Source organism: Ruegeria sp. HKCCE4148, assembly GCF_017872495.1.
Taxonomy (GTDB): domain Bacteria; phylum Pseudomonadota; class Alphaproteobacteria; order Rhodobacterales; family Rhodobacteraceae; genus Ruegeria.
The window spans coordinates 225920-250278 of the sequence record NZ_JAEDOS010000003.1; the positions used below are offsets into that span (position 1 = coordinate 225920).

At 57.0% G+C, this 24359-nt stretch carries 27 protein-coding genes; 12 read left to right on the plus strand and 15 right to left on the minus strand.

Annotated features, from left to right (window positions below; translation table 11 throughout):
* Positions 1 to 101: 101 nt before the first annotated feature.
* From I9187_RS10915 to I9187_RS10930, 4 genes are read left to right on the plus strand one after another with little or no spacing between them, the layout of a single operon-like run.
* The gene (locus I9187_RS10915; protein WP_171176054.1) at positions 102 to 761 is read left to right on the plus strand and encodes an ATP-binding cassette domain-containing protein; all 660 of its coding nucleotides are present in this window, start codon (positions 102 to 104) and stop codon (positions 759 to 761) included.
* Positions 739 to 2322 (plus strand): capsule biosynthesis protein, encoded by a 1584-nt coding sequence (locus tag I9187_RS10920; RefSeq protein WP_171238549.1) that lies wholly within the window; start codon positions 739 to 741, stop codon positions 2320 to 2322. Before I9187_RS10915 ends, I9187_RS10920 begins: the two co-directional genes overlap by 23 nt.
* A gap of 5 nt (positions 2323 to 2327) precedes the next feature.
* Positions 2328 to 3161, plus strand: a complete 834-nt coding sequence (gene kdsA / locus I9187_RS10925; protein WP_171176058.1) for a 3-deoxy-8-phosphooctulonate synthase — start codon at positions 2328 to 2330, stop codon at positions 3159 to 3161.
* Between the two features lie 15 nt (positions 3162 to 3176).
* Positions 3177 to 4673: a phosphomannomutase/phosphoglucomutase gene (locus I9187_RS10930; RefSeq protein WP_171176060.1), complete on the plus strand. Its 1497-nt coding sequence runs from the start codon at positions 3177 to 3179 to the stop codon at positions 4671 to 4673.
* A gap of 43 nt (positions 4674 to 4716) precedes the next feature.
* Here the strand turns inward: I9187_RS10930 and I9187_RS10935 are convergent, their stop codons facing one another.
* Positions 4717 to 6672: an AsmA family protein gene (locus tag I9187_RS10935; RefSeq protein ID WP_209940192.1), complete on the minus strand. Its 1956-nt coding sequence runs from the start codon at positions 6670 to 6672 to the stop codon at positions 4717 to 4719.
* A gap of 95 nt (positions 6673 to 6767) precedes the next feature.
* Here I9187_RS10935 and rimO point away from each other — a divergent pair, with 95 nt between their 5' ends.
* Positions 6768 to 8156, plus strand: a complete 1389-nt coding sequence (gene rimO / locus I9187_RS10940; protein ID WP_171621301.1) for a 30S ribosomal protein S12 methylthiotransferase RimO — start codon at positions 6768 to 6770, stop codon at positions 8154 to 8156.
* Positions 8157 to 8268: 112 nt separating this feature from the next.
* Positions 8269 to 8619 (plus strand): hypothetical protein, encoded by a 351-nt coding sequence (locus I9187_RS10945; protein ID WP_209509512.1) that lies wholly within the window; start codon positions 8269 to 8271, stop codon positions 8617 to 8619.
* Positions 8620 to 8742: 123 nt separating this feature from the next.
* Here the strand turns inward: I9187_RS10945 and I9187_RS10950 are convergent, their stop codons facing one another.
* Complete coding sequence (locus tag I9187_RS10950) at positions 8743 to 8931, minus strand: hypothetical protein (RefSeq protein ID WP_170346096.1); 189 nt, start codon at positions 8929 to 8931, stop codon at positions 8743 to 8745.
* 228 nt (positions 8932 to 9159) lie between these two features.
* On the opposite strand from I9187_RS10950, the gene I9187_RS10955 reads away from it, so the two are divergent.
* A complete protein-coding gene (locus I9187_RS10955) occupies positions 9160 to 9402 on the plus strand; it encodes a CDGSH iron-sulfur domain-containing protein (RefSeq protein ID WP_171176076.1) in 243 nt (80 codons plus the stop codon).
* On the opposite strand, the gene I9187_RS10960 is transcribed toward I9187_RS10955, so the two are convergent.
* From I9187_RS10960 to I9187_RS10980, 5 genes are all read right to left on the minus strand, one after another.
* Entirely contained in the window at positions 9403 to 9666 is a 264-nt protein-coding gene (locus tag I9187_RS10960) for a DUF6455 family protein (RefSeq protein WP_245223192.1), read from the minus strand.
* Entirely contained in the window at positions 9663 to 9932 is a 270-nt protein-coding gene (locus I9187_RS10965; protein ID WP_171176080.1) for a DUF6455 family protein, read from the minus strand. Before I9187_RS10965 ends, I9187_RS10960 begins: the two co-directional genes overlap by 4 nt.
* Positions 9933 to 9947: 15 nt before the next feature.
* Positions 9948 to 10199 carry a DUF6455 family protein gene (locus tag I9187_RS10970; protein ID WP_171176082.1) on the minus strand — a complete coding sequence of 84 codons (252 nt, stop codon included), beginning with the start codon at positions 10197 to 10199 and terminating at the stop codon, positions 9948 to 9950.
* 71 nt (positions 10200 to 10270) lie between these two features.
* Positions 10271 to 10639, minus strand: coding sequence for a YigZ family protein (locus I9187_RS10975; RefSeq protein ID WP_171176084.1), 369 nt, complete (start codon positions 10637 to 10639; stop codon positions 10271 to 10273).
* Positions 10636 to 11343 carry a M48 family metallopeptidase gene (locus tag I9187_RS10980; protein WP_171621303.1) on the minus strand — a complete coding sequence of 236 codons (708 nt, stop codon included), beginning with the start codon at positions 11341 to 11343 and terminating at the stop codon, positions 10636 to 10638. The genes I9187_RS10975 and I9187_RS10980 overlap by 4 nt, the downstream gene beginning before the upstream one ends.
* A gap of 121 nt (positions 11344 to 11464) precedes the next feature.
* Here I9187_RS10980 and I9187_RS10985 point away from each other — a divergent pair, with 121 nt between their 5' ends.
* Positions 11465 to 11713 (plus strand): hypothetical protein, encoded by a 249-nt coding sequence (locus I9187_RS10985; protein ID WP_050604775.1) that lies wholly within the window; start codon positions 11465 to 11467, stop codon positions 11711 to 11713.
* Here the strand turns inward: I9187_RS10985 and I9187_RS10990 are convergent.
* Complete coding sequence (locus tag I9187_RS10990; protein ID WP_171176279.1) at positions 11701 to 11976, minus strand: DUF167 domain-containing protein; 276 nt, start codon at positions 11974 to 11976, stop codon at positions 11701 to 11703. The genes I9187_RS10985 and I9187_RS10990 overlap by 13 nt on opposite strands.
* Before the next feature lie 135 nt (positions 11977 to 12111).
* On the opposite strand from I9187_RS10990, the gene I9187_RS10995 reads away from it, so the two are divergent.
* Both I9187_RS10995 and I9187_RS11000 read left to right on the plus strand, forming a co-directional pair.
* Entirely contained in the window at positions 12112 to 12690 is a 579-nt protein-coding gene (locus I9187_RS10995) for a nitroreductase family protein (protein ID WP_171727422.1), read from the plus strand.
* Positions 12687 to 13385 (plus strand): EI24 domain-containing protein, encoded by a 699-nt coding sequence (locus tag I9187_RS11000; protein ID WP_171176090.1) that lies wholly within the window; start codon positions 12687 to 12689, stop codon positions 13383 to 13385. The genes I9187_RS10995 and I9187_RS11000 overlap by 4 nt, the downstream gene beginning before the upstream one ends.
* Before the next feature lie 7 nt (positions 13386 to 13392).
* Here I9187_RS11000 and I9187_RS11005 read toward each other — a convergent pair whose 3' ends face one another.
* A complete protein-coding gene (locus tag I9187_RS11005) occupies positions 13393 to 13665 on the minus strand; it encodes a DUF1467 family protein (RefSeq protein ID WP_171091626.1) in 273 nt (90 codons plus the stop codon).
* A 25-nt stretch (positions 13666 to 13690) separates the two neighbouring features.
* The gene (gene mce / locus I9187_RS11010; protein WP_109313240.1) at positions 13691 to 14095 is read right to left on the minus strand and encodes a methylmalonyl-CoA epimerase; all 405 of its coding nucleotides are present in this window, start codon (positions 14093 to 14095) and stop codon (positions 13691 to 13693) included.
* Between the two features lie 135 nt (positions 14096 to 14230).
* Between mce and I9187_RS11015 the strand changes: the two genes are divergently transcribed.
* A complete protein-coding gene (locus I9187_RS11015) occupies positions 14231 to 14950 on the plus strand; it encodes a response regulator (protein ID WP_171176093.1) in 720 nt (239 codons plus the stop codon).
* A 181-nt stretch (positions 14951 to 15131) separates the two neighbouring features.
* Here the strand turns inward: I9187_RS11015 and aspS are convergent, their stop codons facing one another.
* The 4 genes from aspS to I9187_RS11035 all read right to left on the minus strand — a co-directional run bounded on the left by aspS (position 15132) and on the right by I9187_RS11035 (position 19384).
* Positions 15132 to 16907 (minus strand): aspartate--tRNA ligase, encoded by a 1776-nt coding sequence (aspS, locus tag I9187_RS11020; protein ID WP_171621307.1) that lies wholly within the window; start codon positions 16905 to 16907, stop codon positions 15132 to 15134.
* Positions 16908 to 16986: 79 nt separating this feature from the next.
* Positions 16987 to 17658 carry a CPBP family intramembrane glutamic endopeptidase gene (locus I9187_RS11025; protein ID WP_348540087.1) on the minus strand — a complete coding sequence of 224 codons (672 nt, stop codon included), beginning with the start codon at positions 17656 to 17658 and terminating at the stop codon, positions 16987 to 16989.
* On the minus strand, positions 17655 to 18302 hold the full coding sequence (locus I9187_RS11030; RefSeq protein ID WP_171176097.1) for an aminotransferase class IV family protein: 648 nt from the start codon (positions 18300 to 18302) through the stop codon (positions 17655 to 17657). Before I9187_RS11030 ends, I9187_RS11025 begins: the two co-directional genes overlap by 4 nt.
* Positions 18257 to 19384 carry an aminodeoxychorismate synthase component I gene (locus I9187_RS11035; RefSeq protein WP_171727423.1) on the minus strand — a complete coding sequence of 376 codons (1128 nt, stop codon included), beginning with the start codon at positions 19382 to 19384 and terminating at the stop codon, positions 18257 to 18259. Before I9187_RS11035 ends, I9187_RS11030 begins: the two co-directional genes overlap by 46 nt.
* Positions 19385 to 19562: 178 nt before the next feature.
* On the opposite strand from I9187_RS11035, the gene carB reads away from it, so the two are divergent.
* A complete protein-coding gene (gene carB / locus I9187_RS11040) occupies positions 19563 to 22907 on the plus strand; it encodes a carbamoyl-phosphate synthase large subunit (protein ID WP_171176108.1) in 3345 nt (1114 codons plus the stop codon).
* 22 nt (positions 22908 to 22929) lie between these two features.
* On the opposite strand, the gene I9187_RS11045 is transcribed toward carB, so the two are convergent.
* Positions 22930 to 24234 (minus strand): glycoside hydrolase family 108 protein, encoded by a 1305-nt coding sequence (locus I9187_RS11045; RefSeq protein WP_171176109.1) that lies wholly within the window; start codon positions 24232 to 24234, stop codon positions 22930 to 22932.
* Between the last annotated feature and the right edge of the window lie 125 nt (positions 24235 to 24359).

Genomic DNA, 24359 nt, shown 5'->3' on the forward strand with positions numbered 1-24359 from the left:
CATAATTCGACATAATGTAGCCAACATGGATTGGTAAAAATAACCCTTTGCAGCCGTCTCAAAGAACGGCAACGCCACGGAACACGAGCAGCAGGCCCCGAATGTTAGAATTCGACAATGTCAGCAAGTCCTTCTGGACCGGAACACGCCGCAAGGTGATTCTGGATCAGGTCTCGTTCCGGGTCGAACTGGGTACGTCGCTGGGCGTTCTGGCCCCGAACGGCACCGGAAAAACCACGCTGATCAACATGATGGCCGGTTTGGAAAAACCTGACGAAGGCGTGATCCGTCGCGAATGTCGTGTGTCGTTTCCCATGGGGTTCACCGGTGGTGTGTCGGGAAAACTGTCCGCGCTGGAGAACGCGCGCTATATCGCCAAGATCTATGGCATGGACCCGGACTATGTCGAAGCCTATTGCAAATGGCTCTGCGGGTTGGGTGAGTATTTCGATCAGCCGCTTGCGACCTATTCTGCCGGGATGCGATCCCGGTTCACCTTTTCACTGATGCTGGCGCTGGATTTCGACATGTATCTGATCGACGAAGGGATGCCTGCGTCGACGGATGTCGAATTCAACGAAAAGGCCGGATCAATCCTGAAAGAAAAACTAAGGACCACAACGCTGGTCATCGTTTCGCACAGCTCGTCTGTGTTGGAAAAGTTTGCCCAGCAAGCCGCCGTTTTGCTGAACGGTCAATTGTACATGTTTGAATCCTTGGAAGAGGCTAAGCAGCTATATGACTACGAATCCCAAGGTTAGAAAGTATAGCGGGCACCGCAACCGGCCAAGCGAAGGTTCGGCTGAGGCGCGGGCCGATGCGATCTCGCGCATTCGCAATGCAACGCAAGGCCAGCCTTCTGTAGATGAAGCCCAGCCGGGCGCGCAGCTGGACGACATCAAACGTGAGGGCCTGACTGGCCGACAATTGCGCATCGCGCGCAGGCTGGCGCAGAAACATGGGCTGGCTGCGACCTCGGATTACGATGCCGTGCGCCTGCTGCGTCAGAAAGGCATCGACCCTTTCCAACGCACAAATCTTCTGGATCTTGCTGCGGCCAAGCCCTCTGCTCAGAACGAGAACAAGAACGCCAAAGACAAGGTCAGTATAAAACTGCCGCAGGCCGTAGGCGCGGAAAAATCCAACCTACCCGGACCCGAGCTCAGCCCCACTGAACGCCGCAACCTTGAGATTGGGGAAATACAGAAAGACATTGCCCGCAGACGTCGGCGCAAGCTGTTTGCCTTATTTGCGCGTCTGGCCGTTTTTGTTTTTCTGCCGACCTTTGTCGTGGGCTTCTATTTCTACCGCATCGCTACTCCGATGTACGCCAGCGATTCCGAGTTTTTGATCCTACAGGCCGATGGCGGGCCAGGCAGCGTCGGCGGCTTGTTGGCGGGAACCCAGTTTGCCACAACACAGGATTCGATTTCGGTACAGTCTTTCCTTGAATCGAAAGAGGCGCTGCTGCTGCTGGATCAGGACGCAGGATTTTCTGATGTCTTCAAACAAGATTGGATCGACCCGATCCAGAGACTGGCGCCCGATGCCTCGTTGGAAGACGCATACAAACTGTTCAAACGTATGATCACCATCGGCTATGACCCAACAGAAGGGGTCATCCGGATGGAAGTCGCCGCCCCGGATCCACAAACCTCTACCGAGTTTTCGGAACGTTTGATCTCCTATGCGGAAAACCGGGTGAACGCGCTGTCTGGGAAAAAGCGCGAAGACCAGATGCGCGACGCCATCCAGAGCTTTGAGTCCGCGCAGGAGGCGCGCAAACAAGCGCAGGAAGAACTGATTGAGCTTCAGCTTCAGGGCGCGGTTCTGGACCCAGAAAACGTGATCGCCAGCCTGAGAAGCCGAATTACCGAAATCGAAATATTGGTTCAAGACAAAGAGCTTGAGCTTGCCGCCCTGCTGGACAACCTTCGACCAAACAAAGCCAAAGTTGACGGGGTTGAGGCCGATATCGCCCGGTTGGAAAAAGTGCTGGAAGACCTGAATGCCGAAATGCTGGATGCCTCAGCCGGCGAAAACTCGCTGGCAAGGCTGAGCGTGCGCATACAGATCGCCCAGGCTGATCTGGCCGCCCGTGACATGATGCTGCAAACGGCAATGCAGCAAATGGAATCGACCCGATCCGAAGCCAACCGGCAAGTTCGGTACCTGACCGTTTCGGTGAACCCTATTCCCAGTCAGGAACCCACCTATCCGCGCAAGTTCGAAAATACGATTTTGGCATTCCTGTTATTTGCTGGTATCTACCTGATGATCTCGCTTACCGCGTCGGTCCTTCGTGAACAGGTATCCTCATAAGACCCATGAAACATGTAAAAATCTCCGACCTGACAGTCGGCAATGACCTTCCGCTGACCATCATCGCAGGCCCCTGCCAGCTTGAAACGGCAGACCACGCGCAAATGATTGCGGGCAAGATGAAAGAAGCCTGTGATGCGGCTGGGGCGCAATATGTGTTCAAGGCGTCTTATGACAAAGCGAACCGGACGTCACTGTCAGGCAAGCGTGGCATGGGAATCGATGCGGGCCTGCAGGTTCTGGATGACATTCGCAAAACGATGGGCATCCCGGTCCTGACAGATGTTCACACCGAAGCACAATGCGCTATCGCGGCCGAAGCGGTGGACGTCCTGCAAATCCCAGCCTTCCTGTGCCGTCAGACAGACATGCTGCTGGCCGCTGGTGAAACCGGCAGGGCTGTCAATGTCAAGAAAGGTCAATTCCTGGCCCCTTGGGAGATGACGAATATCGTCGACAAGGTCGAAAGCACGGGAAACCAGAACATTCTGCTGACCGAGCGTGGCACGTCGTTTGGATACAACACCTTGGTCGCAGACATGCGCGGCCTGCCCCAAATGGCAAAAACCGGCTATCCGGTTGTCATGGATGCGACCCATTCGGTCCAGCAACCCGGTGGAAAAGGCGGTTCGTCCGGCGGACAGCGCGAGTTCGCGCCCGTGATGGCCCGGGCGGCTGTTTCATTGGGAATTGGCGCAGTTTTTATTGAAACGCATCAAGAACCTGACACAGCGCCGTCTGACGGCCCAAACATGATCCCATTGGACCAAATGCCTCAACTTATTGACACATTGATGCGTTTTGATGCGCTGGCCAAAGCGAATCCTATTCAGATTTAACGATTGAGACCTGTTATGACCAAACCCCTCCCCGAGGTGACACCCAACACCTGGAGCTTTCTGCGCGACGCGATGATCAAACCCACCGGGTTTCGCGAATATGATGCCCGCTGGAAATACCCCGAAGAGATCAACCTGCCCGGCATGACTGCACTGGGCTTAGGGCTGGGCACCCAGATACGCAGGCGCGGCATTGAGCCCGTGATCGCCGTTGGCAACGACTATCGCGATTATTCGTTGGCGATCAAAAATGCTTTGATCCTTGGCCTGATGCAGGCCGGTATCCGCGTTAAGGATATTGGCCCCGCGCTCAGCCCGATGGCTTATTTCACGCAGTTTCATCTTGATGTGCCTGCCGTTGCGATGGTCACGGCCAGCCACAACCCAAACGGCTGGACCGGTGTGAAAATGGGTTTTGATCGCCCTCTGACCCATGGCCCGGACGAAATGTCGGAACTGCGCGATATCGTGCTGAACGGTGAAGGCCAACAGCACGAAGGTGGATCATACGAATTCGTCGAAGGCGTGAAGGAAGCTTACATCGATGACCTCGTCGGTGATTTCAAAATGTCCCGCCCGCTGAAGGTGGTCTGTGCCACTGGCAATGGCACCGCCTCAGCCTTTGCGCCTGAGATTTTCGAGCGGATCGGGGTCGAGGTCGTACCCAGCCACAACCGGCTGGACTATACCTTCCCTCATTACAACCCGAACCCCGAAGCGATGGAGATGTTGCACGACATGTCCGCCACGGTGAAATCCAGCGGTGCCGATCTGGCGCTTGGGTTTGACGGGGACGGCGACCGTTGCGGTGTCGTCGATGACGAGGGTGAAGAGATTTTCGCAGACAAGGTGGGCGTGATCATGGCCCGCGATCTGGCCAAGCTGTATCCGGGATCGACTTTTGTCGCGGATGTGAAATCCACCGGCTTGTTTGCCAGTGACCCCGAATTGAAGGCTTTGGATGTCAAAGCGGATTACTGGAAAACCGGCCACAGCCACATGAAACGACGCGTTAAAGAAATTGGCGCATTGGCCGGGTTCGAAAAGTCCGGCCACTACTTTCTGGCCGAGCCCGTTGGGCGTGGCTATGACTGCGGTATGCGCGTGGCGGTCGAGATCTGCAAGCTAATGGACCGCAACCCGGATCAAAGCATGTCGGACCTGCGCAAAGCGCTGCCAAAAACCTGGTCAACCCCGACCATGTCACCTTATGCCTCTGACACCGAGAAATACGATATCCTTCAGCGCTTGGTCGACAAGCTGGTTGCCAAAGGCGAAGCGAGCGAAACCTTTGCGGGCCGCGCTATCAAGGAGGTTGTTACAGTCAACGGCGCGCGCGTTATTCTGGACAACGGCAGTTGGGGGTTGGTGCGGGCATCGTCCAACACCCCGAATCTGGTGGTTGTTTGCGAAAGCAGCGAAAGCGAAGCTGAGATGCGCGCGATCTTTGCCGATATCGATGCCGTCATCCGAACCGAGCCGGGTGTTGGTGATTACGACCAGACCATCTGAATGTATCGGCTTGGAGCATCATCGTGCTCCAAGCCAAGCAAGCTCAATCTCCGCCAAGCAGCTTGAGCAGACCTTTCTTCGCCTCGTCTTCCAGCTTCTTCTTAAGCGCATCTTCGATTTGATTGCTGTCGGTGATGGTTGTATCCAACTCACTCCCGACCTTCTCAAATACCTTCTGCTTGGCATCGTCTTCCAGTTCCTTGACCTTCACATCTGCCGCCGCCTCGATGACCTTGGTCAGGTCCGGCTTGATCGACGGGTTGCTCCACGGACCAACAATACGAACCGGCACCGAGATACCCTGTCCGGAATTGGCACGAAGCGCTACGGGCGTGAAAAGGTAATCAATATCCCGCGCGCCAAGCCCAACTTGGCCCGCCCCATCAGCGCGATAGTTCTTCAGCGACATCAGCAGGTCTTTGTTAGCCAGAACACCCTGATCCATTGTGAAGCTGCCCGTCAGGCTGTTGAAAACTGTTGTTCCGCCCGATCCGGTTCCTCGCCCCATAAGCCGATCCAGATCGAATCCGGAAATCACCCCTGACCCGACATCCAGATTCCCCTTACCGCTGAGAGAGCGCATGATTTGATCCTCAGACTGGCCAACGCCCAGAAACTCCAGACTGCCCGCAGCCGAGCCGGACAACCGTTCAACCCCGACAAGCGTGGCGAGCGCCTGTTTAAGATCAATCCCGCTGGCCGTGATATTGCCGCCTACGGACAAGCCATTGCGATTGTTGGCAACCATCTGGCCGTTCAACTGACCTGCAAATAATGTGGCCGGATGCATTTCCAGAACTGCGCGTGATCGGTCCAAAGACAGGGTCAGATCACTTTTTCCAAAAGTCATTCCCGGAACTGCGATCGAGTTTGCAGTCAGACGGATTTTACCGTTCGCCAGCGCCAGAACGGATGCATCAATAGGCTCTTTCGACCACCCATCCACTGGCGGTTCACTCGACTTAGACGTGCCGCCCTTGGTAGGTTCAGATTCAGATATCCGCGAAAGATCAAAATCACCTGTATCGAGTCGCGCCACGATCTGTGGTGGATCCGAGATGGTGATGTCCGCCTCGCCTTTGAAACGGTTGTTATCCAGCTGTGCGGTCATATCCCGCAAAGAAATCCGCCCATCTTGCGTATAGGTCATTTGCGCAATGATGTTGGCCCTTCGGCCCAGCCCCGGTGGAATATACACACCGGCCTGACCAAATGCGGCAAACATCCTTTCGCTGTCCCGGGCCACAACTTTGGTGGTTCCGTCCATTTCACCAGCCAGATTGACGCGCCCGTCAAACCCGATCTCGCCCCCCGGCGCAGTCAAAGACAGTTCCAGCGCCGTAACGTCGCCATCGGAAAAGGCAGGCAGGTCCGGGATTTTCAAGTCTACTTCAACGGCTCCGCCAAGCGCGGCCATTGTGGCTTGCATGATCATGGGAGATGTGACCTCGGGCCAGCTTGCGGCCAGTGTCACACCAGAAAAATCCATCTGGGTGGCGCCGTTCTCAACGTAAATTAGCCGCGCGTTGGTCAGCTCTAGCTGATCCAAAGTAACCTCACCTGTCGCCCCGTTGGTCCCGGCGGACTCGGTCTTATTTGTGGTCGAAGCAGGTGCAGAGGTGCCAAACTCCCAATTCACCTGGCCTTCAGATGTTTCCAGACGCAACACGGGATTGTCTGCAAAAACACGTTTGATTCGCAGATCGCCGTTCCACAACGCGGCGGCGTCCACGCCAACGGCAAGACTGTCGGCGCTCAGCATCGGCTCGGACTCTGCCCAGCTTGCGTTGCCGAACTGCACCGGACCTGTTTCCATCCCCAGCACAGGCCAGAAGGACAGACGCACGTCGCCGCTCAGCGTCAGGTCGCGCCCGGTTTGCGCCTTCACCTGCTCGGCCAGAATCGCGCCCAGTTTTTCACCCGGCATCAGCAAAAGCGCGCCGATGACCAGGCCCAGAACTGCGACCACAACAAAAAGGATGCGCATCAGCCATTTCATAATCTGCTCTCCGCCTTTTGGCTTATCATTGCCGTGATCATTCAAATCACACGTCACATTTGCAAGGGGAAGCGTTCCCCACTATATGCCGCGCCATGACAACGAACCCGCCAAACCTCCGCCCCGACCTGGCGCCAGCCGCCCGGATCACCGAGACACCCCGTTCCGACCAGCCGACCATCGGCATGGTGTCGCTGGGTTGCCCCAAGGCGTTGGTGGACAGCGAACGCATCCTGACCCGGCTTCGCGCCGAAGGATACGGCATTTCACCCGATTATGCCGGGGCTGATGCCGTCATTGTGAACACCTGCGGATTTCTGGACAGCGCCAAGGCAGAATCGCTGGACGCGATCGGAGAGGCCCTGGTTGAAAACGGTAAAGTCATCGTCACAGGATGCCTGGGGGCAGAACCGGAATACATCCGGGAACATCATCCCCGCATCATGGCCGTCACCGGACCGCATCAATACGAACAAGTATTGGATGCGGTGCATGTTGCGGTACCACCCGCGCCCGATCCTTTTGTCGATCTACTTCCAACCAGCAGCGTGCAATTGACCCCGCGCCACTACAGCTATCTGAAGATCTCGGAAGGCTGTAATCATAAATGCAAGTTCTGCATCATCCCAGATATGCGTGGGAAACTGGCCAGCCGCCCGGCCCATGCGGTTCTGCGCGAGGCGGAGAAGCTGGTCGATAACGGTGTGCGCGAGCTGCTGGTGATCTCGCAGGACACATCGGCCTATGGGCTGGACCGGAAATATGATGTGAACCCGTGGAAAGACCGCGAAGTGCGCAGCCATATCACCGATCTGGCGCGGGAGTTGGGACAGTTGGAGGCGTGGGTGCGCCTGCATTATGTTTACCCCTACCCGCATGTGCGCGAGTTGATCCCACTGATGGCGGACGCGGGCTGCAATGTGCTGCCCTATCTGGATATTCCCTTCCAGCACGCTCACCCGGACGTTTTGAAACGTATGGCCCGCCCAGCTGCCGCGGCCAGAACGCTGGACGAAATCCGGGCTTGGCGCGACATCTGCCCGGACATCACCCTGCGGTCGACCTTTATTGTCGGTTATCCAGGTGAGACCGAGGCTGAATTCCAGACTCTGCTGGACTGGATGGACGAAGCGCAACTGGATCGCGTCGGTTGTTTTCAGTATGAAAATGTGGAGGGCGCGCGGTCGAACGACCTGCCCGATCACGTCCCGGCAGAAATCAAGCAAGAGCGCTGGGATCGCTTCATGGAAAAGGCCCAAGCGATTTCCGCAGCCAAACTGGCGGCAAAAGTCGGCCAGACCTTGCAGGTCATCGTGGATGAGGTCGATGACGAAGCCGCCACCTGCCGCACTAAAGCAGACGCACCAGAGATCGACGGAAACTTGTTCATTGACGAAGGTTTCGAAGACCTCAAACCAGGGGACATTGTCACAGTCGAAGTGGACGAAGCCGGGGAATACGATTTGTGGGGGAAACCTGTGTAACCCCTGAAACCTCAGTAGTCACACGCCACATGGGCAAAGCGTGAAGTGAGTTTATTGGCCTAATACGCCGCCACGCCCGATCTTAGACGGAAAGCCAAATTCGGAGGTTTTCATGTCTTCTGCCTTTAGACTTAGCTTAAACAGCGTGGTTTTTCTGTTGGCTACGCAGTTTTTGGCGACGCCCGGTTATGCGCAGGCCATTTATGTCGGATCAACGAGCTTCATCGCGGCAGGCGGCAAGCAACCAAGCTTGCACAAACACGGTCAAATCAAGATCAAGTGGTATTACCTGGCCCCAAAAGCCAAGGTACGCCCCAAGGTTCATCGCAAAAGATCACGACCAACCCTTGGCAACTACACACCAAAGCGGCGCGTGTTCGGGCATATTCCCTACACGTCGATCAAGCGGCACAAATTTAAACCGCATCGATTCAAATACCCCTACCGTTTCAAGAAGTACTGACCCACCGCGAAACGTGCGCCAACCGGCGTATCGGTAGATACAGGCAAGAAAAAGCCGCCATGAAAGGCGGCGGCAAATGCAAAATGGTGCAGGCGGTCCGGTCTTGGACCGCCTGCGAATAGCTTATTGAGTAACCGGGTTACAGACAGTCTGGCCTGCTTCGGTTGTCGCCAGCTCATACCCACCTGGGCAGCTGGGGGTGCCGGCTTTGTCATAGCTGGGCTGGACGTATACAGGTGTCGGTTCTTCCTGCTGCGCGCAGGCAGTCAGGATCAGAGCAAATGCGCCAACGGCAGCGAGTTTCAGTTTCATGTCCGTCAATCCTCTATTACTTTTCTGATATTGCCCAACTTTTCGGGGCCGTATTCAGAATACGGGTAGAACCTCGATCTGGCAACTGAATCGATCACGACTTTGTGAGTCAGGGCGATTCCATGCCAGTTTTGCCTTTAGGAAAAGCAATTTACTGGGTCGAACCTACCTTTTTGACTGCACTGCTCTAAAGTGTGTCACAACATCAGCCAAAGACGGAGAAGCCACATGTCAGACGCCCCAAACATTGCCCAGAAATCGCCGATTCCGGTCGAGGTTGTCGAAGGGAAGACCTATTTTTGGTGCTCATGTGGAAAGTCTTCTCGACAACCGTTTTGTGATGGATCCCACAAGGGCAGTGCGTTTGAACCCGTGAAATATACGGCGGATACCAGTAAAAAGGTCTTCTTTTGCGGCTGCAAACACAGCGCGAAACGACCTTTGTGCGACGGCAGCCACAGTGAGCTGTGATCAGGTTTTCAAACCATTCAAGGTGTTGGCATTTGCACAAAAATCCGGGGCGCTGTCGGCCAGCATCTGCTGCTCGGCCAGCCACAATGCACATTGGCCCTCGCAATTTGAAGCCCGGCACCGTGTGACAAGTTCCGAATAACCTTCTGGCGTCAGGCGACCGTCCGCCATTGCCTCGGTCAGTGAAATGCCCATGCATCGCGAGACAGATCGCGTCAACCAAAAGTGCTTTTCAATCTCACCCAAGGGAACCTGTGCCATCATGCGTCCTCCAATTGCTGCGCTTTCAGTGCAGCGAATCGGTCCCGGTTAGGGCAGGTACTAGGCGCTTGATCGACTTGGTCCCGCTGCTCCAGCCACTCTGGGCAATCATGCGCCCAAGCACAGCCACGGCATTGTTGTACGATCTCAGCCCATTCTTCGTGGTTCAGATGGCCCTTGCGATAAGCCCCGACCAGGTCTGTGCCGGTGGCTTGCCCCATCCGCAGCACAAGCCGCAAATGAGTCATGATGTTGCCCAGACGTGGCATGGCATGACCTCCGGGTTAAGGCATGAGTTTATGGAGCAATTCCTGGTTTCGGCAGTATTCGGGCGCCCGCCGCGCGGTTGTGGCCTGGCTCAACAGAGACCGGCAGTGTTGCGGGTTTGGGCAGTCGGTGCATCTTAGGACTGCTTCGGAAATCTGATCCACGGAAACCGAACCGCCAATGGCCGCTTCTTCAAGGTCGATGTCCAGCATTCTGGCCATATCGTCCACCAAACCGGCGTGCAGCCTCAAGGTGTTTCGAGTGGGCATGGTGTTTTCCTTTCCCTTTCGCGCTTTGCCAAAAAGGGTAGTGGAATTGCACCTTGAAACATTGACACAGGTCAAGATTGGACGCCGATGTGATCCAGATAGGCCCGGGTGGCATCCTGAACCCGGCGAAATCGATCCCCGCCCAGCTTCTTGCCGCCATACCACCGCGTGACGATGATCACGTGGTTCTGCAGGCCTGCCCGTTCGATCATACGCAGGATCACCATTCCAGCCCCGCTTTCCCCATCATCTGCCTTGAGCGCACCGGTCGGCAGAGTTGCCGCCCAGGTGTTATGGGTCGCCTTGGCATAGCTTTTGTCCGACTTAAGGTCATCCAGCACGGCATCGATTTCAGCCCGAGACGCCACGGGCGCCCCTGAAACCGCATATTTCGAGCCTCGGTCTGTCAGAATCATCCCTAAACGCACAAGATCGGTCATTGTGTCAGGCCCAACTTTGCCGCGGTTTCGATCACAATCTGAACGCGCTGTGCATTTGGCGGGTGGGTTCCTAGGAACGTGTCGCCGGGATCTGGAATTCGTTCAAAGAACTTTGCCCCAATCAGAGGATTATACCCAGCATTATACGTTATGATCGTACCCAACTGGTCTGCCTCTAGCTCGAAATCCTTCACGTAAGCCTGAATGCCGACCTTGGCCCCCTGCTTTTGCGCCGCTTCTATGGCCGCTGCATCGCCGCCGCGCAATTGCTCGCGCCTGCCAAACTCCGCGGCGCTGGCGCTGGCGTTTTCGCTTTGCCGGGCGATATGCCCCAGCACGTGATGGGCCGCTTCGTGGCCCATAACAAAGGCAAGTTCATCGGCGTTTTGCGCGGATCGGATCATAGACTGAGTGAAGATGATTACCGGCTGCCCATTCTCATCGAGTGTTTGGAACGCGTTGGCCTGCGCGCGCGGGTTAAGATCGACAAATATCCGCAACTCGCAATTCTTTCGTCCGGGTTGCTTTAGGCATTGATTACGCGCCTCGGCGCCGATGGCCTGACTGACCTGCTGAAAGGTCTGAACCTCGGCACGGGAACCAGGCTCGTCCCTCAGCCAATCTTCTGATGTTTGCACACGCAGTGTATCCTGCGCACAGGCCGCAAGCAGCAGGGACAACAGTAAAACAAAGCATCTGCGCATGGTGTTTCCTTTGGGCCATTCGAGCCGTCATTTCAACATAGTATGCCCCTTCAGCCGATGCCACAGCCCACAGCGGAAGGAACGGCTTGCATTGCATCCCGGTGGCTTGCACTGTGGTCACATGTTTTCGATTGAGCATGAATTCGACTCGACGGTCATTACGCTTGTGGACGAAGGTGAGAAACCTTTGCAGGAAGATGTCGTGATCAACAATTTCGCTGAATGTGTCACGCTGGAGCAGCTGGATCCACGCACCGAACAGGTTCAAAAGATCACTCTGTCACCGGAACAGGTTCGTGATCTGGCCGCCGCTCTAGACCTTCCCGAAGGCGTTTATCAGATTCGCGAAACCGGGCCTCAGGGGTCATAAACAAACACCTTGTTCCGCGCGGTCTGCCCCTGTTTCAGCGTTAACGTTGAAGGTGCAACACCAAGACACCTGGCAAGCAACTGAAGAACCGCCTGGTTGGCTTTGCCGTGCTCGGGCGCAGCGGTCACGAATACCCTGATCTGATCATCTTCGCAGATCACCCGATCCCGTGCTGCCTTGGGCGTCACCTTCACGTTCAATGTTGCCCCGGCCTGTGCGAGCGACTTGAGATCAGGCAAGTCACGCAGGTTGGATTTCGCCATTGTCATCCCTTTTTCTTCAAAGTCTTGCATGACGGGCACCAGAATGAAAATGATCCACGCAACGCATCGGCGCACCCTTGAAACAGGCGAGTTGCCGACCAACATACAACGTCGTGATGTAAAGAAGGTTAACATATGTCCCTGAAGAACCCCGCCGCTCTGGAGTTTTTGCAGGCGCGCAGGTCCCGGCCCGCCAAAACACTGATTGCACCGGCCCCTACACGGGACGAACTGCTGCCTCTGCTGACCGCCGCCGCGCGCAGCCCCGATCATGGCAAACTTGAGCCCTGGCGCTTTGTCGTTTTGGAAAAAGGTGCCATGTCACGCCTGTCGGCAATGACCGAGGCGTGTGGTCAAAAGCTGGGCAAAAGCACCAAAGACATCGCCAAGGCGCGCAGCCAGTTTGACATGGGGCACTTGGCGGTGGCCGTGATTGAAGTGCAAAAACCGTCCGAAAAAATCCCCGCTATTGAGCAAACCTATTCGGCTGGCGCAGTCTGTCTGGCCCTGCTGAATGCTGCGCTGGCGGCAGGTTGGGGCGCAAACTGGCTGTCTGGCTGGCAAACGCATGACCGCGACTTCTGCGGTGAAGCCTTTGGACTTGCCGAGAATGAACGTGTGGCCGGGCTGATTCATATCGCGACCGAAGGATCGGTACCGCCCGAACGTCCCCGACCCGACGTGGCTGCTTTGACGGAATGGATCACCGAATGATCATCCTGAATGCCTTTTTCAACGCACTCGGACAGATCGGCGATCCGAAGTTCCGGGGTGTTCTGCTGCGCGGCGTTGGTTTGACGATCCTGCTCCTGATTGCCGCCTGCGCTGGGGCGATCTGGTTGATCAACTGGTTGTCCGGAAATGAAATTTCCCTGCCCTTCATCGGCGCTGTGCCCTGGCTGAACGACGTTTTGAATTATTCCGGCATCGTATTGGTCCTGATTCTGCCGGTTTTCCTGATGGTACCTGTGGCCTCGGCGATCACCTCGATTTTTCTGGATGAGGTGGCACAGGCGGTCGAGGACAAGCATTTTCCATCCCTGCAGCCCGCACGGCGTATTCCGGTGTCGGAGGCGGTACTTGACGGTCTCAGCTTTCTTGGCGTGCTCATTGTCGCCAACCTGCTGGCGCTGATCCTCTATGCAATTTTCACACCGCTCGCGCCCTTTATCTTCTGGGCGATGAACGGGTTCCTGCTGGGTCGAGAGTATTTCACGCTGGCCGCTATTCGCAGGGTCGGGCGCGACGGAGCGCGCAAGCTACGTGCCAAACATGCAACAACCATCTGGGTGGCAGGCACGTTGATGGCAATTCCACTGTCCGTACCGCTGGTCAATCTGGTGATTCCAATTATAGGTGCAGCCACGTTCACCCACATTTATCACGCGGTGTCAGGCCCAAGGGCCTGACATTGGGTCAGCGGGGCTCTAGCTGGTTCAACCAGTCGAAATCCCGGACCGAGATCAATCCCGATAAAATAATACCCGCAATGATGGCCCACAAAACCACGGAAATGCCGGTTGTGATCCACATCTTTTTCTTCATGTGGTGCACTTCCGGCGCGCCAGCATGGGTGCCAGGGACAATATCACCCAGATCGCCTTGTGTTTTTATGCGAACGGGCAGAACGATCAGCAGCGTCAGAAACCAGATGACTGCGAAAAGTACAAGTGCGGCAGTAATGGTCATTTCAAACCCTCCGGGGTTTGGGGTGTTACACCTGCTCCAGCTCGACGAGGCAGCCGTTGAAATCCTTGGGATGCAGGAACAGCACGGGCTTGCCATGCGCACCGATCTTGGGCTCGCCTGATCCCAGAACACGGGCACCTGTTTCTTTCAGGTGGTCGCGCGCTGCGATAATGTCTTCGACCTCGTAACACACATGATGGATGCCGCCGGCAGGGTTCTTTTCCAGAAACCCGTTTATCGGGCTGTCATCACCCAGCGGGTAAAGCAGCTCGATCTTGGTATTGGGCAATTCGATAAACACAACCGTGACACCGTGATCCGGCTCATCTTGCGGTGCGCCGACCTTGGCGCCCAGTGCATTGCGGTATTGCTCGGACGCCGCCTCAAGATCCGGTACGGCGATGGCGACGTGGTTCAGGCGTCCAATCATGTCTCACTCCTGTGTCCTGCTTTTCATGGGTTATGGGGGCTGTTTCGTGAAAGGACAAGTGCGCCAAATCGCGCGTTAACGTCGTGTTAGCCAGAAGTTCCTAGCGTGAAGCATCTGCTGGATAGGAGAGCTGCCATGGACGATTCGGGCCTACTTGCCACCACCACCGTCACGCCCACCGCAACGCGGCCTTTGCTGGGTCAGACCATTTTGGTTGTTGAAGACAGCCGCTACGCTTGCGACGCGATCCGCCTGATGTGCCTGCACAGCGGTGCACGCATTCGCCGCGCGGATTGTTTGAAATCGGCCCGACGACACCTTCAGATCTATCGCCCCTCGGTCATACTTATCGATATGGGCCTTCCAGATGGGTGCGGGGCCGACCTAATTTCTGAGCTGGCCGAAGCAACACCCCGTATCGGTGTCATTATGGGCCTGTCAGGCAACGATACCTACGAAAGTAGCGCTCTGGCCGCCGGAGCAGACGGGTTTTTGTCCAAGCCGATCAAATCAATGACTTATTTTCAGAAATCCATTCTGGAACGCCTACCCGAAGACCGGCGACCAAGCGGCTTACATGCGATCCGGGATGAGGTTATCGAACCTGATCCAATGGCCTATCAGGACGACATGGCCCATATCGCCGATGTTCTGACAGGACCCAACGACCATCACACTCTGGATTATGCCGCCCAATTCCTGCAGGGCGTCGCACGGGAAGCCGGGGATAACCCTCTGGCAGAAGCTGCGCGTAAACTTGCTTGGTCCCGCGCAAACGGCGCGCCCTTTACCGTGCAGGCGGCGCAAGTCGCTGGGATGGTTCAGTCTCGCCTGGAACAGCGAGAGGCGATCTGAAAATGGTGACGGCCTACTTCATAACCGCAACGCTCGTGTGCCTTTGGGCATATCTTCGGACACGTCATGCTGCCCGCAGTATTCGGGTCAACCGAGATCATCTGGAAAACCCACTGGACTAACAGACGGAACGTTTCCAATCGCCAAACGAAAACCGCCCGCTTGATGCGGGCGATTTTTCTTAGTCCTGAGGGATAATGCGTAGACCAAGCTCCATCAACTGATCCGAAGTAGGATCAGAGGGCGCATCCATCATCAGATCTTCGGCACGCTGGTTCATCGGGAACATCATGACTTCGCGGATATTGGCTTCGTCCGCCAACAGCATGACAATCCGGTCAATGCCCGCAGCACAGCCACCGTGCGGCGGTGCGCCGTAGTGGAAAGCGTTGAACAGAGCGCCGAAGCGGGATTTGACCTCATCCTCGCCGTACCCCGCCAGTTCAAAGGCTTTCAGCATGATTTCAGGCTTGTGGTTCCGGATCGCGCCGGACACCAGCTCGTACCCGTTACAGGCCAGATCGTACTGGTATCCGCGCACGTCCAGAGGATCACCATTCAGCGCATCCATGCCACCCTGCGGCATCGAGAACGGGTTATGTTCAAAATCGATCGCGCCGGTTTCTTCGTCCTGCTCGTAGATCGGGAAATCCACGATCCAGGCAAAAGCAAAGCGGTCTTTCTCGGTCAGGTTCAGTTCTTCACCGATCACGTCGCGGGCCTTGCCAGCAACCTTTTCGAAAGCTTTCGGCTTGCCGCCCAAGAAGAACGCGGCATCGCCCACGCCTAAACCCAGTTGCTGACGGATCGCTTCTGTACGCTCGGGGCCGATGTTCTTGGCCAGGGGACCAGCGGCTTCCATGCCTTCGCCCTGATCACGCCAGAAGATATACCCCATCCCCGGCAGACCCTCTTTCTGGGCAAAGGCGTTCATGCGGTCACAGAACTTGCGGCTACCACCAGTGGGCGCCGGGATGGCGCGGATTTCGGTGCCGTCCTGCTCCAACAGCTTTGCGAAAATCGCAAAGCCAGACCCGCGGAAGTGGTCAGAGACCACTTGCATTTTAATGGGGTTCCGCAGGTCGGGCTTGTCGGTGCCGTACCACAGCGCTGCGTCCTTGTAGGAAATCTGCGGCCACTCCTGATCGACTTTGCGGCCGCCTCCGAACTCTTCAAACACGCCGGTCAGAACGGGCTGGATCGTGTCGAACACATCCTGCTGCTCGACAAAGGACATCTCAAGGTCAAGCTGGTAGAAATCGGTGGGTGAGCGGTCTGCGCGCGGGTCTTCGTCACGGAAGCAGGGTGCGATCTGGAAATACTTGTCGAAGCCAGACACCATGATCAGCTGCTTGAACTGCTGAGGCGCTTGCGGCAAAGCGTAGAATTTGCCGGGATGCAGACGCGACGGTACCAGAAAGTCACGCGCGCCTTCGGGAGAAGAGGCCGTGATGATCGGCGTCTGATATTCGCGGAAGTCTTGATCCCACATGCGTTTACGCATGGATGCAACAACGTCCGACCGCAGAGTCATGTTCTGCTGCATCGCTTCGCGGCGCAGGTCCAGATAGCGATAGCGCAGGCGCGTTTCCTCGGGGTATTCCTGATCGCCAAACACCATCAGCGGCAGTTCGTCGGCCGCACCCAGAACCTCTAGCTCTCGCACGTAAACCTCGATCTCACCGGTCGGCAGTTTCGGGTTCACCAATTCGACATCGCGCGCCTTGACGGTGCCATCAATGCGAATACACCACTCGGACCGGACCTTCTCCAGCTCGGCAAAGGCCGCGCTGTCGCCGTCGCACAGAACCTGAGTTACCCCGAAATGGTCGCGCAGGTCGATGAACAGCACGCCGCCGTGATCTCGAACCCGATGCACCCATCCGGACAGGCGGACAGTTTCACCGACATTTGCGGCGGTCAGAGCGGCGCAGGTGTGGCTGCGATAGGCGTGCATGGATCATATCCCTTCGGGCGCAGAATTCGTCGCGCCGATACACCCTGTCAGGCCCGGAAAGTCAAGGCGGGTCGCCTCGTCAAAACGGCCTTTGCACGTTGCCCGAGTAGAAATAGACACCCAGCCCAACCGCAAAGATGATATTGCCCGCAATCGCGTGCAGCAGAACTGCGTAGAAGAATGAGCCGCGCTGCCGGTAAGCCCATGTAAACAGAAGCCCGCCCGCTAAGGTCATGAAGGCAACAATCCAGCTCCAATACATAAGATGCGCGAACGAGAATATCGCCGCATTCAGCAGATAGGCCGCGCGCCCCTTTGGCAGGATCGCGTGGTACCGGCGAAAGAACAGAGGGCGGAACAACAGCTCTTGCGGCAAAGCCGACAAAAGCGGATAGCCAACCCAGATGAAGGCCAGCATATCAGGCCGATGGATTGCCAAGAAAAACGCGGCGTCCGGGCGCGTCATCTGGATTAGCCCTACGCAGAAAACCGTCACTACTACGGTGAACAGCAACACCTCGCGCAAAGACCAATTGGCCCATTCATAACGCAGTTCGGCCCAGTGAAAGCCAGGTGTCTGATGCAGCAAAACGATGCCCAGCCCGGTCAGCGCGAACAGCGCCGGAAACATCCAGTTAGGCGGAAAGAGTACGGCAATCAACAGTGGCAGTCCGATATAGAAAAGGCCAAATTCCAGCCTCAGCCGCGGCAGCGCAACCGGCGGTCCGATCATCGTGCTGTCTTTAGTCACGTGTCTATCAGCTCCACCCGGATCAGCCCGCGCAATGAATTGCCTACATAAACAGTTTGCGCGTTTTTCAGGTCGGTCAAGGTCAGCACGGCCTCGGTCACTGTTTCTTTATCCAGCAGTTCTTCGCGCAAAATGCCCGGCAACAGCCCGCAGGACAGCGTAGGTGTCTGGAACCGACCATCGGGCATCTTGGCAAACAGGTTCGTGATCGTCCCCTCGCACAGCTCGCCTAGTTCGTTCAGGAACAGCAACTCATCTATACCTGCCGGCAGAGCCGCCCGTGCCGAGTCGTAAAGCGCACGGTGGGTGGTCTTGTGCCGCAACCAAAGGTCGTTGGACGCCAAACGGTTCTCGGATACGGCCACGCGCCAAACCGGTGGATTCTCAGCCAAGGCACCAATGGTCAAGTCAAACGCACCAGCAGAGTCCAGCGTCAATCGGCAGCGCAGCGCGGTTTCGCCTTTTGCGGCGGTCAGCGCGGCTACGGCTTCTTCCAAGTCAAAAGGAAACCCAAAGACCCGTGCCGTGCGGGCCATACGAGCCAGATGGCGGCCCTGCCGCACGAATCCCTCGTCTGGCCGGAAGGCCAGGGTTTCGATCAGGCGGAAATCAGGCTCATTTGCCGGGCAAAGCGGGCTTTCCATAGCGCCTCCTCGTATTCTGAAGGGGCAGTACTGTCCCAAACGAGGCCACCACCCACATTCAGCGTGGCGCGATCATCCTCAAGCATCAGGGTGCGGATGGCCACGTTGAACTCGGACCGGCCATCCGGCGCGGCCCATCCAATGGTGCCACAATAGATGTCTCGCGGCCAGGGTTCCAGCTCGGCCAGAATTTCCATCGCGCGTATCTTGGGGGCGCCTGTAATCGATCCGCACGGGAACAACGCTGTCAGAATCTCACCCAGCCCCACGTATTTGTGCAACTGAGCACGCACCAGAGAGACCATCTGGTGCACAGTGGCGTAGGTCTCGACCTTGAACAGCTCGGGCACATGCACCGATCCGGGAAGCGCCACGCGGCTGATATCGTTGCGCAGCAGATCAACGATCATCAGATTCTCGGCACGGTTCTTTTCATCCGAGGTCAGAAAGGCCCGACGCAGTGCGTCTTCTTCCAGGTCATCGCTGCGCGGCTGTGTGCCCTTCATCGGACGGGTTTCAATCTTGCCACCTTCGTCCGTGCGGAAGAACAGTTCGGGCGACCGGCTGAGCAGATCCGGCAACCCGTCCTGCTGCACCAGCGCGCCTTGCCCCACCGGTTGCCCGGCGACCAGCGCCGCATAAAGCGATTCACTTTCGCCTGAAACCGTCAGGTCAATGGGAAAGGTCAGGTTGGCCTGATAGATATCGCCTGCGCCGATAGCATCGTGCACGGCGCGGAATGCCTGAGTATAGCGCGCCTCATCCCAGCGCGGTTGAAAGTCGCTGACCTCGCCGCTGGACATTGGCAACGCTGCGCGATCCGGCGCGTCGTACACCCCAAAGCACAGCAAAGGCAGACGGCGGTCCTTGGGCAACAGGTTCAGCAGCCGGGGTTCCAACGCGTAACCAAGCTCATAGCTCGCATAGCCCGCCACCCAGGCACCGTTCACGCGCGCCTCATCCAGCGCCGCCAGAGCCTGGGGCACCTCTTCCGCCACATCCGCGCGGATGATCTGAGACGGGCGCTGAAACCGGGTGCCACGCCCGGCCGGTCCCTGATCGAAACGAATACGCACTTGCATCCTCAATTGCCGTAAGGGGCCGTATAGAGGATACTCCGCCAAGTGAAAGAGGGGAAAGCGGCAATTTCGCCCCTGTTTCCGATACCCCTTGAACCTTTTTGCGCGGTCCCTATAACGCAGGACAATTTGGGCACTGGGGCGGTGCCCTGACTCGCGGACAATCGAAGGAACAAGGCCAATGCCGAGAAGAACCGACATCCAGTCGATCATGATCATCGGGGCGGGCCCCATTGTTATCGGCCAGGCCTGCGAATTCGACTACTCCGGCGCTCAGGCGTGTAAAGCCCTGCGCGAGGAAGGCTACCGGGTCATTCTGGTGAATTCGAACCCTGCGACGATCATGACCGATCCCGGTCTGGCAGATGCCACCTATATCGAACCGATCACCCCCGAAGTTGTCGCTAAGATCATCGAAAAGGAACGCCCTGATGCTCTGCTGCCCACCATGGGTGGTCAGACCGGCCTGAACACATCGCTCGCACTGGAAGAGATGGGTGTGCTGGACAAGTTTGGTGTCGAGATGATCGGCGCCAAGCGTGACGCCATCGAAATGGCCGAAGACCGCAAACTGTTCCGCGAGGCAATGGACCGGCTGGGTCTTGAGAACCCCAAAGCGACGATCGTGACCGCACCTAAGAAAGAAGACGGTTCTGCCGATCTGGAGGCAGGTGTGCAAATGGCGCTGGACGAGCTGGAAGAGATCGGCTTGCCCGCGATCATCCGCCCTGCCTTTACCTTGGGCGGCACAGGTGGCGGTGTGGCCTATAACCGCGAGGATTACATCCATTTCTGCCGTTCGGGCATGGACGCCTCGCCGGTGAACCAAATTCTTGTCGATGAAAGCCTACTGGGCTGGAAAGAGTATGAGATGGAGGTGGTGCGCGACACCGCTGACAACGCCATCATCGTTTGCTCCATCGAAAACGTCGATCCGATGGGTGTGCATACCGGTGACTCGATCACCGTGGCCCCTGCCCTGACGCTGACCGACAAGGAATACCAGATCATGCGCAACGGCTCGATCGCCGTTCTGCGCGAGATTGGGGTCGAGACCGGCGGGTCGAACGTGCAATGGGCGATCAACCCTGATGACGGCCGCATGGTCGTAATCGAGATGAACCCGCGCGTGTCACGCTCTTCGGCGCTGGCGTCCAAGGCAACCGGTTTCCCGATTGCCAAGATCGCCGCGAAGCTGGCCGTCGGATATACTCTGGACGAGCTGGACAATGACATCACCAAGGTTACGCCAGCGTCGTTCGAGCCGACAATCGACTATGTCGTTACCAAGATCCCGAAATTCGCGTTCGAGAAGTTCCCGGGGTCCGAGCCCTATCTGACCACCGCGATGAAATCGGTCGGCGAAGCGATGTCCATCGGTCGCACCATCCACGAATCGATGCAAAAGGCGCTGGCTTCGATGGAATCAGGCCTGACAGGCTTTGACGAGATCGAAATCCCCGGCCTGAACGTGGGCGTGTGGGAGGAAGCCGACGACAAAGCCGCTGTGATCAAGGCGATCAGCCAGCAAACGCCAGACCGTCTGCGCACCATTGCACAAGCGATGCGTCATGGTCTGACTGACGACGAGATTTTCGGTGTGACCAAGTTCGACCCCTGGTTCTTGGCCCGCATCCGCGAGATCATTGACGCCGAGCGTCAGGTTCGCAGGGACGGCCTGCCCGTCACCGAAGACGGTATCCGCAAGCTGAAAATGCTGGGCTTCACCGATGCCCGTTTGGGCAATCTGACCGGCCGTGACGAAGACAACGTCCGCCGCGCCCGCCGCAATCTGGGCGTCAACGCCGTGTTCAAACGCATCGACACCTGCGCCGCCGAATTCGAAGCTCAGACGCCTTACATGTACTCGACCTATGAGGCCCCGATGATGGGCGAGGTCGAATGCGAAGCTCGCCCGAGCGACCGTAAAAAGGTCGTCATTCTCGGCGGCGGCCCGAACCGTATCGGTCAGGGTATCGAGTTCGATTATTGCTGTTGTCACGCCTGTTTCGCGCTGACCGAGGCGGGCTATGAAACCATCATGGTCAACTGCAACCCCGAGACGGTCTCGACCGACTATGACACCTCGGACCGTCTGTATTTCGAGCCTCTGACGTTTGAGCACGTCATGGAAATCCTGACCAAAGAGCAGGAAAACGGCACGCTGCACGGTGTGATCGTTCAGTTCGGTGGTCAAACCCCGCTAAAACTGGCGAACGCGCTTGAGGCTGAAGGTATTCCGATTCTTGGCACCACCCCGGACGCCATCGACCTGGCCGAAGACCGCGAACGGTTCCAGGCGCTGGTCAACGAACTGGGCCTGAAGCAGCCCAAGAACGGCATCGCGGCGACTGACGAACAAGCGCTCGATATCGCTGAAGAAATCGGCTTCCCACTGGTCATTCGCCCCTCTTACGTCTTGGGTGGCCGCGCGATGGAAATCGTCCGCGATATGGATCAGCTGAAACGGTACATCAACGAGGCCGTAGTGGTTTCGGGTGACAGCCCCGTTCTGCTCGACAGTTATCTGGCTGGCGCGGTGGAGCTGGATGTCGACGCGCTGTGCGACGGTACTGACGTCCACGTCGCCGGCATCATGCAGCACATCGAAGAGGCAGGCGTTCACTCGGGTGACTCCGCCTGTTCACTGCCGCCCTATTCGCTGTCCAAAGAGATTATCGACCAGATCAAGGATCAGGCGTTCAAGCTGGCCAAAGCGTTGAACGTTGTTGGTCTGATGAATGTGCAGTTCGCGATCAAAGACGATGAGATCTATCTGATCGAAGTGAACCCGCGCGCTTCACGCACCGTGCCATTTGTCGCCAAGGCGACCGACAGCGCGATTGCCTCGATCGCAGCGCGCGTCATGGCAGGTGAGAAACTGGCCAACTTCCCGATGCGCCCTGCCTACAAGGAAGGTCAGGACACCAAGATCGCCGACCAGATGACGCTGGCCGACCCGGATATGCCGTGGTTCTCGGTGAAAGAGGCTGTGATGCCCTTCGCTCGCTTCCCTGGCGTAGACACCATTTTGGGTCCGGAAATGCGTTCGACCGGTGAAGTCATGGGCTGGGACCGCGACTTCCCGCGCGCTTTCCTGAAGGCGCAGATGGGCGCGGGGATGGTGCTGCCGTCGTCGGGCCGTGCGTTCATTTCAATCAAGGATGCCGACAAGGGCTACGCCATGCAGGAAGCGGCGCAGGTTCTGGTGGATCAGGGCTTTACCCTGGTGGCCACGCGTGGCACCCAAAGCTGGCTGGACGAGCAAGGCGTTGCCTGTGACGTTGTGAACAAGGTCTACGAAGGCCGCCCGGACGTTGTGGACATGCTGAAAGACGGTCAGGTGCAGTTGGTGATGAACACCACCGAAGGCGCGCAGGCGGTCGAAGACAGCAAGGCCATCCGGTCCATCGCGCTATATGACAAGATCCCTTATTTCACCACCGCCGCCGGAGCGAACGCCGCTGCGCTTGCGATCAAGGCGCAGGCCGAAGGGGATGTAGAGGTAAAGTCGCTGCAGGGCTGAAACTGCCCTGCGCACCCAGCCCTCACACGTTCAAAAACTTCAGCGCGTCAGCTTCGATCGAGTTTGTGCGGTTGGTCCAGCCTTTGCCGAATTTCGGGAAATGGGGCAGGCTCTGATAGTAGTTCAGCCGCAGTTCGCTAAAGCGTCGAATGATATGGGCGGGATCCACGGCCTTGACTGCGGCAAGCGTTATTGGGCCAACTTGGCCATCCTGTGCCACACCGACGATTCGCTGCAAGAGTTTGCCGGATCGGCTTGTTCCCGCATTCACGCCAAAGTCGAACGCAACCAGATCAACGCCCGCCGGAAGATCGTCGCAACTGAGTGCGTTCCAGTAGTTTGCCCGGTATATTTGTTTGGCTTCTTCGACGCTGAGATCCTTTACGTCTTTCTTGGTAATCGGTGCCTTCCGCCAGGATTTCAAAGTATCGAAGGTAATGCCCATGTTCGTGGCGCCGCCGGGGTCGTCCGGATCATCGACATAGCCGCCTTCTTTGCTGAGGATGATATCCACGCAGCGGGGAAAATTGTTTTCATTGGCAAACTTCTTCTCTTCCTGCGGCGCAATCACGGTTGGAACTGCCGCGGGCTGATTTGACTTGACCGTATTGACCAGCATCCGGGTGCGCTGTTCTTCTGCTTCGAACTGCTGAGCCTGGGCCTTGAAGTTGTTGATGTCCTTCTGCTTGGACCCTTGCGACGACCCCAGCCAGAAACTGACAACCGTGGCAAAAGCAGCGGTGAGCGCGCCGATCACAATGTTGATTATCTGAAACAGGCGTTCCCCGAATGGGTTATCGGGCCCGCTACTGAACGCTGGCAGGTTCTTTCCCATCAGCAAAAGTCCAAGCACGACAAAGAAGCCCAGAATTATGACGATGGAAATTATGGGTTGCGCCCAGGCCAGCTTGCTTCCGGTTTCTGCAAGTTGGGCGAACCGCCCGCGCGCGTCCTGCGCATCTGCGATTTCCTCTTTGAACACGTTAAATTGCTGCTGCTGATCTTCTTTGTTTGCATCAAGCTTGGCTTGCATAACGCTCAGCGCATGAGTCTGGTTCTTCTCCAGTTGCGCAAGCTCGAAAGCGCGTTGCTCAGCTTCTTCTTTTGCCGCGATCTCGGCCAGCTTCATCCGCAGGTCTGCAGCAATTTGCGGATCCTTGGCCAGAATGTCCGCAACTTCTTCCGGGTCTTCTTTCTTTGTGGTTTCCTTGACTGCACTGATTACTGCGTCTGACACGGTATCAACTGACTGCCTGTGCTTCGCACTCAGCACAGATTTCAGGATTTCGGGCAGGATGTTGGACGCTAAAACGATTAAAGGGCTCATACCAAAACTTCCCCCAAAGTATGTGAATAAACTTATAAAAGGGAACTATAACACAACCGCGCGAAAAAGTCGCTTTCCAGCGCATGTTTACCCCGAATGCGCAGGTCCCAGACAATCTGCGGGGC

Coding starts and splice junctions, on each gene's coding strand:
- I9187_RS10990 (WP_171176279.1), bottom strand. CDS start 11,976: ATGGCGAAATCCAACCTGCGTGACTTGCCTGATCTCAAGTCGCTCGCA.
- I9187_RS10985 (WP_050604775.1), top strand. CDS start 11,465: ATGTTTTCGATTGAGCATGAATTCGACTCGACGGTCATTACGCTTGTG.
- I9187_RS10970 (WP_171176082.1), bottom strand. CDS start 10,199: ATGCCCACTCGAAACACCTTGAGGCTGCACGCCGGTTTGGTGGACGAT.
- kdsA (WP_171176058.1), top strand. CDS start 2,328: ATGAAACATGTAAAAATCTCCGACCTGACAGTCGGCAATGACCTTCCG.
- I9187_RS10935 (WP_209940192.1), bottom strand. CDS start 6,672: ATGAAATGGCTGATGCGCATCCTTTTTGTTGTGGTCGCAGTTCTGGGC.
- mce (WP_109313240.1), bottom strand. CDS start 14,095: ATGATTGGACGCCTGAACCACGTCGCCATCGCCGTACCGGATCTTGAG.
- I9187_RS10960 (WP_245223192.1), bottom strand. CDS start 9,666: ATGATGGCACAGGTTCCCTTGGGTGAGATTGAAAAGCACTTTTGGTTG.
- I9187_RS10920 (WP_171238549.1), top strand. CDS start 739: ATGACTACGAATCCCAAGGTTAGAAAGTATAGCGGGCACCGCAACCGG.
- aspS (WP_171621307.1), bottom strand. CDS start 16,907: ATGCACGCCTATCGCAGCCACACCTGCGCCGCTCTGACCGCCGCAAAT.
- I9187_RS11045 (WP_171176109.1), bottom strand. CDS start 24,234: ATGAGCCCTTTAATCGTTTTAGCGTCCAACATCCTGCCCGAAATCCTG.
- carB (WP_171176108.1), top strand. CDS start 19,563: ATGCCGAGAAGAACCGACATCCAGTCGATCATGATCATCGGGGCGGGC.
- I9187_RS11035 (WP_171727423.1), bottom strand. CDS start 19,384: ATGCAAGTGCGTATTCGTTTCGATCAGGGACCGGCCGGGCGTGGCACC.
- I9187_RS10965 (WP_171176080.1), bottom strand. CDS start 9,932: ATGCCACGTCTGGGCAACATCATGACTCATTTGCGGCTTGTGCTGCGG.
- rimO (WP_171621301.1), top strand. CDS start 6,768: ATGACAACGAACCCGCCAAACCTCCGCCCCGACCTGGCGCCAGCCGCC.
- I9187_RS10955 (WP_171176076.1), top strand. CDS start 9,160: ATGTCAGACGCCCCAAACATTGCCCAGAAATCGCCGATTCCGGTCGAG.
- I9187_RS11005 (WP_171091626.1), bottom strand. CDS start 13,665: ATGACCATTACTGCCGCACTTGTACTTTTCGCAGTCATCTGGTTTCTG.
- I9187_RS10930 (WP_171176060.1), top strand. CDS start 3,177: ATGACCAAACCCCTCCCCGAGGTGACACCCAACACCTGGAGCTTTCTG.
- I9187_RS10915 (WP_171176054.1), top strand. CDS start 102: ATGTTAGAATTCGACAATGTCAGCAAGTCCTTCTGGACCGGAACACGC.
- I9187_RS10975 (WP_171176084.1), bottom strand. CDS start 10,639: ATGACCGATCTTGTGCGTTTAGGGATGATTCTGACAGACCGAGGCTCG.
- I9187_RS11030 (WP_171176097.1), bottom strand. CDS start 18,302: ATGGAAAGCCCGCTTTGCCCGGCAAATGAGCCTGATTTCCGCCTGATC.
- I9187_RS10950 (WP_170346096.1), bottom strand. CDS start 8,931: ATGAAACTGAAACTCGCTGCCGTTGGCGCATTTGCTCTGATCCTGACT.
- I9187_RS10995 (WP_171727422.1), top strand. CDS start 12,112: ATGTCCCTGAAGAACCCCGCCGCTCTGGAGTTTTTGCAGGCGCGCAGG.
- I9187_RS11000 (WP_171176090.1), top strand. CDS start 12,687: ATGATCATCCTGAATGCCTTTTTCAACGCACTCGGACAGATCGGCGAT.
- I9187_RS11015 (WP_171176093.1), top strand. CDS start 14,231: ATGGACGATTCGGGCCTACTTGCCACCACCACCGTCACGCCCACCGCA.
- I9187_RS10980 (WP_171621303.1), bottom strand. CDS start 11,343: ATGCGCAGATGCTTTGTTTTACTGTTGTCCCTGCTGCTTGCGGCCTGT.
- I9187_RS10945 (WP_209509512.1), top strand. CDS start 8,269: ATGTCTTCTGCCTTTAGACTTAGCTTAAACAGCGTGGTTTTTCTGTTG.